At 64.3% G+C, this 14,543-nt stretch carries 12 protein-coding genes; 3 read left to right on the top strand and 9 right to left on the bottom strand.

The genetic code is table 11. From position 1 onward, the window contains the following. Positions 1–10 precede the first annotated feature (10 nt). Complete coding sequence (locus VFJ08_RS03840; RefSeq protein WP_324995347.1) at positions 11–922, top strand: ribokinase; 912 nt, start codon at positions 11–13, stop codon at positions 920–922. Between the two features lie 52 nt (positions 923–974). Here the strand turns inward: VFJ08_RS03840 and VFJ08_RS03845 are convergent, their stop codons facing one another. The 8 genes from VFJ08_RS03845 to VFJ08_RS03880 form a co-directional block, all read right to left on the bottom strand. Beyond that, positions 975–1,763, bottom strand: a complete 789-nt coding sequence (locus VFJ08_RS03845) for a triose-phosphate isomerase family protein (RefSeq protein ID WP_324995349.1) — start codon at positions 1,761–1,763, stop codon at positions 975–977. Between the two features lie 218 nt (positions 1,764–1,981). Next, the gene (locus tag VFJ08_RS03850) at positions 1,982–2,461 is read right to left on the bottom strand and encodes a ribose-5-phosphate isomerase (protein WP_324995351.1); all 480 of its coding nucleotides are present in this window, start codon (positions 2,459–2,461) and stop codon (positions 1,982–1,984) included. Further along, positions 2,458–4,197: a dihydroxyacetone kinase family protein gene (locus VFJ08_RS03855; RefSeq protein WP_324995353.1), complete on the bottom strand. Its 1,740-nt coding sequence runs from the start codon at positions 4,195–4,197 to the stop codon at positions 2,458–2,460. The genes VFJ08_RS03850 and VFJ08_RS03855 overlap by 4 nt, the downstream gene beginning before the upstream one ends. 84 nt (positions 4,198–4,281) lie before the next feature. Then, on the bottom strand, positions 4,282–5,256 hold the full coding sequence (locus tag VFJ08_RS03860) for a D-ribose ABC transporter substrate-binding protein (RefSeq protein WP_324995355.1): 975 nt from the start codon (positions 5,254–5,256) through the stop codon (positions 4,282–4,284). Between the two features lie 35 nt (positions 5,257–5,291). Further along, positions 5,292–6,479: an ABC transporter permease gene (locus VFJ08_RS03865; RefSeq protein WP_324995357.1), complete on the bottom strand. Its 1,188-nt coding sequence runs from the start codon at positions 6,477–6,479 to the stop codon at positions 5,292–5,294. Positions 6,480–6,504: 25 nt separating this feature from the next. Then, a complete protein-coding gene (locus tag VFJ08_RS03870; protein WP_324995360.1) occupies positions 6,505–8,064 on the bottom strand; it encodes a sugar ABC transporter ATP-binding protein in 1,560 nt (519 codons plus the stop codon). Beyond that, positions 8,061–8,717 (bottom strand): DUF2291 domain-containing protein, encoded by a 657-nt coding sequence (locus tag VFJ08_RS03875; RefSeq protein WP_324995362.1) that lies wholly within the window; start codon positions 8,715–8,717, stop codon positions 8,061–8,063. The genes VFJ08_RS03870 and VFJ08_RS03875 overlap by 4 nt, the downstream gene beginning before the upstream one ends. Positions 8,718–8,931: 214 nt before the next feature. Beyond that, on the bottom strand, positions 8,932–10,059 hold the full coding sequence (locus VFJ08_RS03880) for an MDR/zinc-dependent alcohol dehydrogenase-like family protein (RefSeq protein WP_324995364.1): 1,128 nt from the start codon (positions 10,057–10,059) through the stop codon (positions 8,932–8,934). A 438-nt stretch (positions 10,060–10,497) separates the two neighbouring features. On the opposite strand from VFJ08_RS03880, the gene VFJ08_RS03885 reads away from it, so the two are divergent. Beyond that, positions 10,498–11,481 carry a sugar-binding transcriptional regulator gene (locus tag VFJ08_RS03885; protein ID WP_324995367.1) on the top strand — a complete coding sequence of 328 codons (984 nt, stop codon included), beginning with the start codon at positions 10,498–10,500 and terminating at the stop codon, positions 11,479–11,481. Between the two features lie 16 nt (positions 11,482–11,497). Here the strand turns inward: VFJ08_RS03885 and VFJ08_RS03890 are convergent, their stop codons facing one another. After that, on the bottom strand, positions 11,498–12,721 hold the full coding sequence (locus VFJ08_RS03890; protein WP_324995369.1) for a TraB/GumN family protein: 1,224 nt from the start codon (positions 12,719–12,721) through the stop codon (positions 11,498–11,500). Between the two features lie 735 nt (positions 12,722–13,456). Between VFJ08_RS03890 and VFJ08_RS03895 the strand changes: the two genes are divergently transcribed. Then, on the top strand, positions 13,457–14,543 hold a 1,087-nt coding region (locus VFJ08_RS03895; protein WP_324995371.1), incomplete at its 3' end, for a multicopper oxidase domain-containing protein.

Consider the following 14,543-nt stretch of genomic DNA (forward strand, 5'->3'; position numbering starts at 1 on the left):
AGGTATTTTCATGATCGTAGTCGCCGGCAGCGCCAATACCGATCTGGTCGCGCGGGTATCGCATCATCCCGAAGCGGGCGAGACGCTGCTCGCGGCCGACTACGCCGTTCACCAAGGCGGCAAGGGCGCCAATCAAGCGGTGGCGGCGGCGCGGCTGGGCGCACCGGTGCGCTTCATCGGCGCGGCGGGCGATGATGATTTCGGCGATCAAATCGTGGCCGATCTGGCCGCCGAGGGGATCGATGCCGACGGCGTGCAGCGCTTTCCCGGCAGCAGCGGGCTGGCGCTGATCACGGTCGACGAGGCCGGCGAAAACCGGATCGTTGTCGTGCCCGGGGCCAACGGCGAGCTCGACGGCTCGCGCGACATGAACGGCGCCATGGGCGGCGCGACCGTGCTGCTGGTGCAGCTCGAAACGCCGATCGCGTTCGTTAATGCGGCCCTGGCCGCCGGGCGCGCGGCTGGCGCCGAAGTAATCCTCAATGCGGCACCCGCTGCACCGCTCAAGGCTTTCGAAATGGCCGCCGTGGACTGGCTGATGGTCAACGCCGGCGAAGCGGCTTTTCTGCTCGGCGAGAGCGAAGGCGCGAGCCGCGACGAAACCGCCGATCAAGCCGCCCGGCTGGCCTCGCAGCACAACGTCGGCGTGATCGCCACGCTCGGCGCGGACGGCGCGCTCTGGGTCGGCGATGACGGCGCCCAGGGCCACGTTCCCGGCCGCAGCTGCGAAGTGGTCGACACGACCGGCGCCGGCGATACGTTCGCCGGCGCATTCGCGGCCGCCCGGCTTGAGGGCCGGCCGGTCGAAGATGCGATCCGCATGGCCGGCGTCGCGGCCTCGCTGGCGGTCGGCGCCGCCGGCGCGCGGGCCGGCATGCCGGATCGCGCCGCGGTGCGAACGGCGATGAGCGCGGGCGAGTAAACTTGACTCGACGCAGAAACAGAAACTCTGTTCGTTGATTTCCAATCTGCGCTCATCTGCGTTCACCTGCGGATACAGCGCCCGCTGAACGCTTCCCGATCAGCTCGGCGGCCTCATCCAGAATCTCCTCAAAAGCCGCCGTATCATGGGCGAAGCGTCCAAGAAACAGCCCGTCGACGGCGCCGCCGAGTTCGGTGAGCGTGCCCGGCGCGGCGCTACCGCCATAGACTACCGGCGTGTTCGCGGCATCGGCGCGATCGGCCATACTGGCCTTGATGCCGCGGGCCACCGCGGCCACGTGTTCGGCGCTGGCCGCTTTCGATTCGCCGATCGCCCAAACCGGCTCGTAGGCAACCACGATCGGCGCCGGTTCGGACAGCTCGGCCAGCGACGCCTGTAGTTGCTTGGCACAAAAGGCCGCGGCCTCGTCGGCCGGGCCCGGTTCCGATTCGCCGATACAGATCCACGGCGTGAGCCCGTTGCGTACCGCCGCGGCGACCTTCTTCGCGACGATGGCGTCGTCCTCGCCGAAGAACTGCCGGCGTTCGGCGTGTCCGACTTCGGCATAGACACAGCCCATGTCGGCCAGATCGGCGCCGCTGACCGCGCCGGTGTAGGCGCCGCGATCGGCCCAGAACAGATCCTGAGCCCCGAAGGCCACCGGCGCGCGCGCACAGGCGGCCATGGCAATATCCATGGCCGGCAAGGAAGGAAAGACGACCGGTTCGACCCCGCGCGATACCACCGCGCGGTGCCGGTTCGCGATCTCGGCGACGGCCGCGCACCACTCGCGGGTACGCGGCCGGTCGAGATAAAGCTTAAAACTGACGCCGATATACATCGCGGCACCGACTACGCTACAACGCTGGAAACCGGCCGAGCTAAGCCAGCACGTAGAGAGGAAAAAGAAAAAGCATTCATCCGCAGATAGACGCAGATGAACACAGATTAAAAAATGCTAAGCACTCTTAGTGGTATCGCCTTCCATCTGTGTATATCTGCGTAACCTGCGAATAAAAAGACTGTATTACCCTGCTTGTCCGCAAAGCTCAGCTACCGTCAAACCGGGCTGTAATCTCCGGTTGTCTCGTACTGCTCGATCACCGCCACTTTCTCGGCCGAGGAGGAGTTCTCGTCGAAGCGATAGGTCAGCCACTCGCGGGCCAGTTTGCGCGCCAGCTCCAGGCCCACCACGCGTTCGCCGAAGCACAAAACCTGGGCGTTGTTGGACAATACGCCACGCTCGACGGAATAGCCGTCATGCGCGGTCACGGCGCGGATGCCGGGCACTTTATTCGCCGAAATCGCGACACCCAGGCCGGTGCCGCAGATCAGCAGCGCCCGGTCGGCCTCGCCGGCCGCGACCTTCTGCGCCGCGGCGATGGCGATGGTCGGATACGGGGTCTTGGCCGCCTCGGCCACGCCCATGTCCTCGACCGAGGCCACGTGCTCGCTGGCTTGCATGTCGGCCTTGATCGCTTCCTTGTAACGGTAGCCGGCATCGTCGGAACCGATGACGATTCGAAGTTTGTCGCTCATGCTGCGTCCTCATGCAGTGATTCGAGAGTATCGGCGGTGGCCGCCACGACCATCGCGAACGAAATCGCGCCCGGGTCGGCGTGCCCCACGCTCTTGTCGCTGTGGTTTTTCGCCCGGCCGAGGCGGGGCTTGAGTTCGGCGGTCGACTGGGCTGCCTGCTCGGCGGCCGCGGCCGCCTGTTTCCAGGCTTCGCGTAAAGAGGCGCCGGATTCGACCTCTTCGGCGAGCTTGTCGGCAAACGGTTTCATCGCGTCGAGCATCGTCTTGTCGCCGATCTGGGCGCCGCCGAGCCGCATGATCGCGTCGGTGGCATCGACCACACCTTGGGCGGCGGTCGGCGCGGTTACCCGGTCGTCGTCGCCGATCGCGAGGCCGACGCTGCGCAGTCCGAGACCCCACAGCGCGCCCGACGTACCGCCGGCCTCGTTGGCCCAGGCGTCACCGGCACGTACTAAAACACTGCCGGCGCCGCAGCCTTTTTCAAGTGCTCGGCGGGCCGCGCTCAAGGCGGCGTTCGCACCGGTTTTCATGCCGATACCGTGGTCGCCGTCGCCGGAGATCGCATCCAGCTTGCCCAGTTCGTCGGCTTCGGACTCGATCTTGGTCTGAACCGCCTCGATCACGGCCAGCATGCCGGCGGCATCCGATTTCGATTGTTCGCTCGCGGGCGGCGCCTCCTGTTCCGGATCGGCAGCATCGCTGGCGTCGCGCGGCTCGCCTTCCAGTTCGACACCGCCGCGGCAATAAGCCGGGGTCGTCGCCGGTGCGGTCCAGGCCGCTTCCAGCGCTTGGTCGAGCCAAAACAGCGTGAGCGACACGCCGGCCATTTCAAAGCTGGTCACCAGTTCACCGACTTCCGGCTGAACCAGGGTCAGGCCCGCCGCCTCCAGGCGTTCCGATACTCGTTTGTAGAGCACGAACAGTTCTTCGTACTTCACCGAGCCCAGGCCGTTGAGCATTACGCCGACGCGCGGCGAGGCGGCGCGTTGAATGCCGTCCGGACGCTCGCCAAGCAGACGGTCGACTAGCATGTCGGCCAGATCGGCGGCGCTGGGCATATCGACTTCCTCGATGCCCTGCTCGCCGTGGATGCCCATGCCCACGCCCATGCGGCCTTCCGGCACCGTGAACAACGGCGCCTTGGCGCCGGGCAGCGTGCAGCCGGAAAAGGCCACGCCGAACGAGCGCGTGCGATCGTTGGCATGACTCGCGAACGCATGGACTTCATCCAACGACTTGCCCTGCTCGGCGGCCAGAGCGGCGGCACGGAACACGGTCAGATCGCCGGCGATGCCGCGACGCTCGCCGGGGTTGTCGGCGGGGCCGCTGCAAACGTCGTCGGTCACCGCGAAGCAGCGACAGGCGATGCCCTCGGCCTTCAGCCGTTCCTCGGCGATACCGAAGTTGAGCACGTCGCCGGCGTAATTGCCGAACGACAGCAGCACACCGGAATCCGAGGCCGCGGCCTTGGCCACGGAATAAATCTGTTGCGCCGACGGCGAGGCGAAAACGTTGCCCATGGCGGCGCCGTGCGCCAGCCCCTGACCCACCAAACCGGCGAACGCCGGATAGTGGCCGGAGCCGCCGCCGATCACGACCGCCACCTGGCCCGGCGGGGTCCGCGTGGCACGCACCACGCCGCCCGGAACGCGGCGCACCAAAGTCCGGTTGGCGGCGACGAAACCGTCGATGCTCTCATCGACGAAATCGGTGGGCTTGTTCACTAGGTACGTCATGGAAGTCTCCTCAAGAAAACGCGCGGACCGTTAGGCCCGCGCGCGTTCGTCGGCTGTTGCCGTAACGAATTTACGAGCTGCCGGTTAGGTCATGCTCTTGAGCGTGAACGGCGCCACGAAGTTGTCGACGTTGTCCTTGGTGATCAGGATGCAGTCGAGCAACTGCTTTTCGTGATCGACGCCGGTGCTGCCGGTCTTGATGTACTGATCGGCTTCCTGGACCGCTTTTTTAGCGAACACGGCGACCGGCTGTAGGACGGTATAGGCCAGTTCTCCATTCTTGATCGCTTCGACCGCGTCCGGCGAACCGTCGAAACCGCCGACCGTGACCTGGTCGAGCTTGCCGGCCTGCTTGAGCGCGGCGATCGCGCCGAGCGCCATCTCGTCGTTGCCGCTGATCACGCCGGTGATCTCCGGGTGCGCCTGCAGAATGCCCTGCATCTTGTTGTGGCCCTTGGTGCGATCCCAATCGGCGACCTGCACCGCCACCCGCTCCAGACCCGGATACTGGCTGAGCACGGTCTTGTAACCGTTGTGACGCGTTGCCGCGTTGTTATCGGAGGCCGGGCCCTTGAGCTCGGCGTATTTGGCCTTGTCGCCGACCATCTTCACCCACTGCTGGGCGCCGAGCGCCGCGCCTTGGGCGTTGTTGGACACCAACTGCGCCTTGGCCAGGCCCTGCTGGTCGATCTCGGCGTTGACGATGAACACCGGAATACCGGCCTGTTTGGCTTTTTTGACCGAACCGATCGAGCCTTTGGCGTTGGCCGGATCGAGGATGATGGCCACGGCGTGGTTGGTGATCGCGGTGTCGACCTCGTTGCGTTCGGTGTTGGTGTCACCATGATGCGCGACCACTTTAGCCTCGTAGCCCAGCTTGCGGGCCTCCGTGGCGGCCACTTGGCCCTCGGTCCGCCAATACGGGTTGGACGGATCGTTGACGATGATGGTGATCAGGCCCTTACCGGAATCGGCGGCCGAGGCCGTGGTGATCCCGGCGAAAGCCGTGACCGCAATCAAGAGGATTGCGGCGGTGAGACTCAATGTTCTGCTTAGCATGCGTATCTCCTGCTTTTTCTACGGGTGTCCCCCGGTCAACCAGTGGTTTTCTGGGGAGTTTCAGCGGCCCCTTGCCCCGGCGTATGGTCCTGTTTGGAGGGCTGGGTCGATGACTGGGAATCGTTGTCGGGTTTGCCGCCGCCGTCATTGCCGCTGCTACGGCGCTTGCGGCGGCCGCGATAGTCGATGGAGTTCAATAGCACCGCGAACACGATCACGACGCCGGTAAACACCATCTGCCAATAGTTGGACACGCCGACGATAACCAGCCCGTCGGAAAGAAAGCCGATCACGAAGGCGCCGAGCAGCGTGCCGCGGATATTGCCGATGCCGCCGGCGAGCGCGGCGCCGCCGATCACCACCGTGGCGATGGCGGTCAGTTCGTAGGTGGTGCCGGCGGTGGGGCCGGCCGAAGTCAGCTCCGAGGTCAGCACCAGGCCCGCGATCCCGGCACAGACGCCCGACAGCACGAACACCATGACCGTGACGAACCGGGTCGGCACGCCGGATAGCCGGGCCGCACGGGCGTTGCCGCCGGTGGCGTACAGCCAGCGGCCGAACGCGGTGCGGTTGAGCGTCACAATCAGAACGATGGCTACCGCGATCATGATGAGGATGCCCATCGGAATATTGAACAGCCGATTGAAGCCGAGCCAGTCGAGCCCGGTGTTACCGAGTTCCGGCTTGCCGCTGAGATTGTTGTAGGTCAAACCGTTGGTGATCAGCAGCGCCACGCCGCGCACCGCGTATAGCGCGCCCAGCGTGGCCACGAAGGACGGCACACGGAAATACGCCACCAGGATGCCGTTGATCAGCCCGACCAGTCCGCCGACGCAGCAGACCAGAATGACGACCACCCACATGGCGGGGTACAGCGTCACCCCGAGAAAACCCAGATCCACGCCGTGAATAAAGAACCCCGTCATGACCCCGCACAGCCCGAGCGTGGAGCCGACCGACAGATCGATGCCGCCGGTTAGGATCACCAACAACATACCCATGCCCAGCAGGCCGAAGATAGCTACGTGCGAGGTCATGACCAAAAAGTTGTTGAGCGCGAAGTAATACGGCGACAAAATCGAAAAGACGACAATGATCGCGATAAGTCCTAAAAACGCCCGGCCTTCGAGTAGCAACGCCAGCGGGTCGAAGCGGCCGCCGAGCAGCGGCTTCTTGCCGTTCTCGCTTTGCGCTGTATTCTGTTGGGAAAGCGTATCGCTCATGTTTGATTTCCGATGACTGTGGTGATCAGGCGGCAACGGATTCGCCGGATGACGCCATAATTTGTTCCTTGGATACGTCGCGCCCGAACTCGGCGGCGATGCGCCCGCGGCTCATGACGATGATGCGATGCGCGATCGACAGGCACTCGTTGACTTCCGAGGTCGAAAACAGCACCGCGGCGCCCCGGGACGCGCGCTCGGCGAGCAGCTTGAACACTTCGGCCTTGGCGCCGACGTCAATACCGCGACTCGGCTCGTCGAGCAGCAGCACCCTGGGCTCGGTGGTCATCATCTTGCCGATGACGACCTTTTGCTGATTGCCGCCCGACAGCGAGCCGATCATCGCATTCGGCCCGTCGGTCTTGACATGCACGTCGCGAATGGAATTTTCGATCAGGCCGCGCTCGGTCTTGCGGGACAGCACCATATTCTTGACAAAACTGCCGATGCTGGCCAACGACAGATTGCGGCCCACGGTCAGGGTCTGCACCAGGCCGTCGCGCTGCCGATCCTCCGGCACGAGCGCCAGCCCGGCGTTGATCCGCTGCGCGATCGACAGGTGCGAGATATCCTCGCCCGCCAGCAGCACGCGGCCGCCGCTGATCGACGAGCCGCCGGCCAACGCCTCCAGCAATTCGGTGCGGCCGGCCCCCATCAGGCCGTAGATGCACACAATCTCACCGGCTCTGATATCCAGCGATAGCCGGTCGACCGCCGAACGTTCCCCACTCGTGGCGTCGGCCACGCTTACGGATTCGACCGACAGCAACACCTCGCCGAATTCGTAGCCGCTCGGCGGCGAGCCGAGATCGAAGTTATCACCCACCATATGCCGCACGATCCAGGCCAGATCGATTTCTGCGCGTTCGGCCTTGGCGGTCATCGCGCCGTCGCGCAAGACCACGGCGTAATCGGTAATCTCGAGCGCCTCCTCGAGGTGATGCGAGATATAGACGATGGCCACGCCGCGGGCGGTCAGATCGCGCACGACCTTGAACAGCACTTCCACTTCCGCGGCCGACAGCGCGGAAGTCGGCTCGTCCATGATCAGAATGCGTGAGTTCACCGATAGCGCGCGCGCAATCTCGATAATTTGCTGCTGACCCACCCGCAGGTCGCCGGCCTTGGTCTGCGGGTCGATATCTTCTTCCAGTTCGGCCATCAGGGCGGCGGTCTGACGCGCCTGCTCGGCGTAATTCACGCCGCCGACCCCGGACAGTTCCCGGCCCATGAAGATATTGTCGCTCACCGAGAGATTCGGCGAGATCGACAATTCTTGATGGATGATCGAGATACCACGATCGCGGGCATCCACGGTCGAGTAAAACGTCACGGGCTCGCCGTCCAGAATGATCTGACCGTCGGTCGGCTGTTCGACGCCGGACAGAATCTTCATCAAGGTCGACTTGCCGGCGCCGTTCTCACCGAACAGCGTGGTCACCGTGCCGGGATAGATATCGAAATCCACGCCCTTGAGCGCGCGCACACCGCCATAGTGCTTGACGACGTTGCGCGCCGACAGCACGGCCGCATCGCGCGCCGACCGGGCCTGGTTTTCGCTCGTTCGCGTCTGATCTTCGCTCATTGCTGCACGCTAATCTGGACCGGCGTCACCATCCAGTTGTCCGGATTGATGAGCTGAAAAGCCCCGACCACCCGAATCGTCTTACCCTTGAGGTGATCGCGATCGAGCCCGGACAACACTTTCTTCTTCATGGCGTTGTTGATGCCGGCGGCCGCGTTCTGGTACTGAATCTGGTTCACGAAGTCGCCGAATTGGATGTTCGGGTCGGAGTCGCGCAGCACCACACCCGTGATCGCCGGACCGGTCTGCACGCGAATGGTGAGCGAGTCGGGCACGCCGTCGACCTTGACATGGAAGGTGCCGAGCTGGCCCTTGCCGACCACGCCGCTGAACTTGACCGCCATCACCGGGAAAGTGCCCTTGGCCAGCGCGTATTTGTCCACTGCCGCGGACTTATCCCCGGCGAGCGCCGAGGCCAACTGCTTGGCCGGCACGGCACGGTTCTGCACAGCCTTCTGGATGGCGGGGAACTTGGCCTTGCCGTACTTCGCCGGATCGAACTTGTTGGCCTGCGAGCCGGTCGAGCCGATCGGCACGGCCGTGGTGTCGAGCCCCATGCCGATAATAATCGCCACGACCACGAGCACGCCAATCACGCGCTTGCGGTTCATTTTCGGCACGGCCGCACGCCGGGTGGCGGTTGCGGCGCTCATGAACGCGCCTCGGCGCCCGCGACGCTGGCTTGATGCATACAACGACAAGCAAAATCGACGCTTACGGCAATATCGGGTCCGCTGCGTCGCGGCCTTTGGGTTTGGCTAGTCATGATCTGATCTCCCGGGCGCCGGCCCTGAATTCGCGTCGGCATCGCTGGCGCGCGCAATGCGTGGGCTGGATGCCCATCCATGTCCTGGTTCTCCGCGATCGCTAACTGTGCGGATCAATGGCCACCTTGAGCGATGACTCGCCGCGCTCCATCACGCCCAGCGCCTCGTGAAACTGGCTCATGGGATAGGTGTGGGTGACCCAGCCGCGAACATCGATTTTACGGGACGCGATGTAATCGATCGCGCGCGGATAGGTATAGGGGCCGAGATGCGACCCCAGTACGTCCAGCTCCTTGCGATCGCTGATGATCGACCAGTCGAGGGTGACATCCGAGCCGAACACCGAGAACTCCACGAAGCGGCCCAGCTTGCGCAGCATATGAATGCCCTGATTCACCGCGGCGTGATGACCGGTGGCCTCGATATAGACATCGCAGCCGTAGCCGTCGGTGATCTCCTTGATCTTGGCGTAGACGTCAACTTCCTTCGGATTCCAGACCTCGTCGGCGCCGGCGCGCTGGGCGAGCTCCGCCCGCTCGGGCTTGAGATCCAGCACGATCAGCTTGGCCGGATTGCGCAGCGCGACCTGACCGATGATGCCGAGCCCCAACGTGCCGGCGCCGGCGATCACGACCACGTCATCGGGCGTGACCTGGGCGCGGTCGGCGGCGTGCAGCGAACAGGCCAGCGGCTCGACGATCACCGCTTCCTCGGCCGGCACGTGATCCGGCACCTTGTGCACGATGCCTTCCTTGGTGAAGATCATGTACTGGGCGAAGGCGCCGTTGACATTGTTCTGGAAGCCGTACAAATCGTGCTTGTCGCACATCCAGTACTGGCCGCGGTTGCAGAAGCGGCAATCCCAGCACGGCACGATCTGTTCGGAGATCACGCGGTCGCCGACCTCGAGATTCCTGGTCTCGCCCGCGCCCTCGCCGAGCGCGGCCACGCGACAGATGAACTCGTGCCCGGGAATCATCGGCGGCTTGACGTATCTGGGCTGGGTATCGTCGCCCCAAAACGAGGGCGCGCCGTGATAGGTTTTCACGTCGGACATGCAAATGCCGACCAGCTCCACGCGGCACAGGATTTCGCCCGGGCCCGGGGTCGGAACTTCGACTTCTTCCAAGCGATAGTCGCCCGGCGCATAGCAGACCACGGCCTGCATGGTCTTGGGAATTTCGCCCACCTGGGCGGCGTCTTCGGGACGGTCGATAACATCAGACATGACGGCTGACTCCTGAATGTGGTTCTCGCGCGGCGGGACACGCTGTCGCCGGGTTTGGTTCACCGCGCCGGACCGGGTTCCGGCCCCGGCACCGCCCACCATACTGCCGCGAGCGTGTCGGTTGCCGGCTTCCGCGAGTGAACATGTGATCATTCGCGGTTCATTTGTTTATTCGTGATCGATAATATTTCGGCCCCCGAAGCGCGTCAACGCGAAACGGCGGTTTTCGGACCTAGACTTTGGTCGATGTCGATAAATATCGAGTCTATGCCGGCAGTTAGGCCATTGCAGCCTACAGTCGGCCATGCTACAGGGCGCAAACCATGGGCATGTCATACGATAAAGGTCTAGTTCATGTGTTCAGTAATCGATCATATGATCACTTCTGCATTGCGGCAAACCGTTCGGCCGAGGCACGAGAAATGCAAGAAGAAATCCATGTCACCTGACGAACTGACCGAGCTGGCCAAGCTCTACCACATCGACGGCTGGACCCAGGAAGAGCTGGCCAACCGCTTCGATATCTCCCGCGTGAAAGTGGGTCGCCTGCTCAAGCGCGCGGTCGCCGAAGGCATCGTGGAGATCCGCGTGCGGCTACAGCACCCGCCGAACACGACCGCGGCCCTCGAACGGGCGCTGATCGAGCGTTTCGGCATCCGCCGCGCGATCATTTCCGTGGATCATAAGGACGCGGGACGCCAGCGCGAGTTGCTGGCCGGCCTGGTCGCCCGCTATCTGGACCAGACGCTGACCGATACCAGCGTGGTCGCGGTCGGCATGGGCCGCAACGTGTCCGCGGTGCCCGAGCACGTGGTCTCGAGCCAGCGCCGGCATTGCAGCTTCGTCTGCGCCATCGGCGGCTCCTACCGCGGCGGCGAGGCGATGAACGCCGATCAGACCTGTCGCCAGATGGCCATACGCTTCGGCGGCGAGAGCGTCACCCTGTATGCGCCGGCCGTCGTTTCCGATACGCAGATCCGCAACGCGCTGCTGGCCAACGACACGGTGCGCCAGTCGCTGACCAAGGCACAGCATGCCGACGTCGCCCTGGTCGGCGTCGGCGATATCCTCGAAGACAGCAACATGGTGCGCATGGGCTGGTTCACCAGCCAGGAGATCACCCAGGTGCGCCAGCTCGGCGTGGTCGGCGATATCATGGGCTACGATTTCATCGATATCGACGGCAATCTGGCCGATACGCCGCTGGTCGGCCGCGTGATCGGGCTGACCATCGATCATTTGCGCCATATTCCCGAAGTCATCGCCACCGCCAGCGAGCCGACCAAGGTGACCGGTATCCTGGGCGCGCTGCGCACCGGCGCGATCGACACGCTCGCGACCACCCAGTCGATCGCCCAGACCGTTCTCAATCTCGCCCAGGCCACCGACACCAACGGCCGTGTGGTAACGCGGGCGAGCTGATCGGGCACGCCGGCGCTCAGGAACCCACTAGCTGGCCGAAGATCCGAAAGCCGGCGACGTAGGTGCCGATCGCCGAGCCGATGGTCGAGAACAAAAACACCAGCAGCGTGCGCGAGACGCGATTGCGCCACCAACCGCGCACCGTGGTGACATCCGACTTGAGCGTGGAAAAGTCGCCCACCCGCGGCTTGCGCAGCCATAGTTCGGCCGCGGCCGTCACCATGCCGGCGCCGATGGTCGGGTTCAGCGAAGTGATCGGCGCGGCGATGAAGGCGGTAACGACGGTCAGCGGATGACCGAGCGCGATCAGCGCGCCGAGCGCCGCGAGCCCGCCGTTGATGACCACCCATTCCACGACCATCTGCCAACCCAGGCCGATATTGCGCGAGAACCCGAGCGCGAAGCCGATAATGATGACCGCGACCACCACCCAGGGGATCCATTTCACCCAACGCGCACCGGGGCGCACCGTGTCGAGCGCGGCGATCCGGCCGGCCGGGTCGTCCATGCCGGCCTCGAGATAGCCCGCCAGTCCCTTGAGATGGCCGGCGCCGACCACCACGAGCGTCGAGCCCGGCGTCTCGGCCGCGCTCAGCAGCTTGGCGGCCATGTATTGATCGCGCTCGTCGATCAGTGCGGCGTGCATATGCGCCGACTGCTGGGCGAATTCGTTGAAGGTGGCCTCGAGCATATCGCCTTCCTTAAGCTGCTCGATGTCTTCCTCGCTGATCTTGTCCGAGGAAACGAGGCTGGTGGCCAGCCCCGCCAGCACCGTCGCGCGTTGCCACCACGGAATACCGCGATAGACCCGTTTCAACGTGAGGCCGATGTTGCGATCGATGAGCGTGAGCGGCGTTTGGCCCGCCTCGGCCGCCGCGATCGCGGCGCGCATCTCGGCGCCCGGTTCGATCCCGAACTGATCGGCCAGGCGCTGTTGATAAGCCCCCAGCGCCAGATTGGCCGCGATCATGCCGGCCTGACCGTTCTTGATCACGGCGAACAGATCCATGTCCGCCAGCTCGCGGGAGCGGGTGAGCGCCGCATGCCGGGCGTCGCAAAGCTCGATCGCCACCTGATCGTAGTCGCCGGTCTCGATTTCGGCGCGTACTTCTTCGGCGCTGGCCCGCGACACGTGCGCGGTCCCCAGCAACACGAAGCGCCGCTCGCCGCGCTCGACGACACGGCGCGGCCCGGCCTCGACCGCGGGCACGGGCGCGGTCTGATTCAACGACTCGGACATAAACGGTATCCAGCATTGGAAAGTCACGGGCCGCGGGCCCGTGGCAGGCGCCGATTGTCGCCGCTACGGCGCCGCCCGTCCACAAGGTCGACGGGCGGCCTTGCGATGCAATCGCGGCTTTGCTAGACGCTATCCGGCCCTGATACGGCAACAAAACAGCCGCCGCGCCCAATGTTTGTTGCCGGATTGATGCGAATCAGATTGTATTTTCGGCTTGGCCCGGATAAATTCAGACCGTGTTGCGTGTCATAGCGATAATCCTGCTCGTAATGCAATCACTGGTCGCCCAGGCCGGCGTTCAGGGAATATCGTGTCAGCACAGTGCCTTGGGCGATTCATCACAGAACACACCGGTTACCGCATCGGCTCACGCGTCGCAACCGGATCAGCCGCCTCGTCATGAAATGTGCTGTTGCGATGTCATCGGTAGTTGCGCTTCCAGCGCATTGGCAAGCGATGCGCTCGTGTCCGATACGCCCAAACCGCATCCAAGCTATCCGCCGGCGACGATGCGCGCCCGCGCGCAGCTCGGCTTTGTCCGGCCACCCTATCGTCCCCCGTCTTTCGCCGTCTAACTGACGCTTTTTGACGTCTGCGACGTCTTAATCCAGTTAAACCCGGCGCCTCGCGATTGTTGCCGCGATGAATCGGCTGTAACCGTCGATTCTCACGGCCGTGTAATCCGAAGAACACGGCATACGACGATCGTGAGCCGCCACGCGAAAGGCTACTACGATGACCGTTGATCACGACCCGAACCGCCGGCGCCTGCTGCGCGCGATGGCGGCCTCCGGCCTGCTGGCCGGCTTCGAATCCATACTCCCCGCCTACGCGCGCAACGGCCCAAGCGCCGGCCCGCACCTGAGCGAGGCCGCGGCCCGCATTACCGGCGGCGCGCCGCGGGATGTCGTCATGGATTTTCATATCCGGCGCGAAGGCATCGGCATCGCCGGCGGGCACGCGCCGTCGGCGATCACCATCAATCATTCCATTCCCGGGCCGCTCTTGGAACTGTGGGAAGGTTATAACGCTCGGCTGCGCATCCATAATCATATGGACGAGAGCACATCCATCCACTGGCACGGCATTTTATTGCCTTTCACGATGGACGGCGTGCCCGGGGTGTCATTCCCCGGACTCGATCCGGGCAAGACCTTCGAAGCGTATTTTCCGGTACGCCAGGCCGGCACCTACTGGTACCACAGCCACACCGGTTTACAGGAACAGGTCGGCCAGACCGGGCCGATCGTCATCCATCCGCCCGGGCGACAGCGCGTGCCGGCCGACCGGGAGTACGTGATCGTACTCAACGACTGGACCTTCGAGGACCCGCACCGCGTGATGGACAAGCTCGTGGAGCAGTCCGACTACTATAATTTCAGCGAGCGCACGGTGGTGGATTTCGTCGAAGACATCGCACAGGCGGGCTGGCAGAAGACGCTGAAGGACCGGCTCGCTTGGGGCGGAATGAAAATGGGCCCACGCGACATCGCCGACGTCACCGGCCGTACCTATACCTATCTGGTCAACGGCATGCACCCGGGGGCGAACTGGACCGGGCTGTTCGACGCCGGCGAGCGGGTCCGCCTGCGGGTGATCAACGCCTCGTCGATGACCTACTTCAATTTTCGTATTCCGGGCCTGCCGATGACGGTGGTGGCCGCCGACGGCAATGACGTCGAGCCGGTGGAGACCGACGAGTTCCAGATCGCGGTCGCCGAGACCTACGACGTGATCGTCGAGCCCAAGGCGGGCACGGCCTACACCCTGATGGCCGAATCCATGGATCGCAGCGGCTACGCCCGCGGCACGCTGGCCCCGC

Source organism: Salinisphaera sp. (assembly GCF_035690525.1).
GTDB lineage: Bacteria > Pseudomonadota > Gammaproteobacteria > Nevskiales > Salinisphaeraceae > Salinisphaera.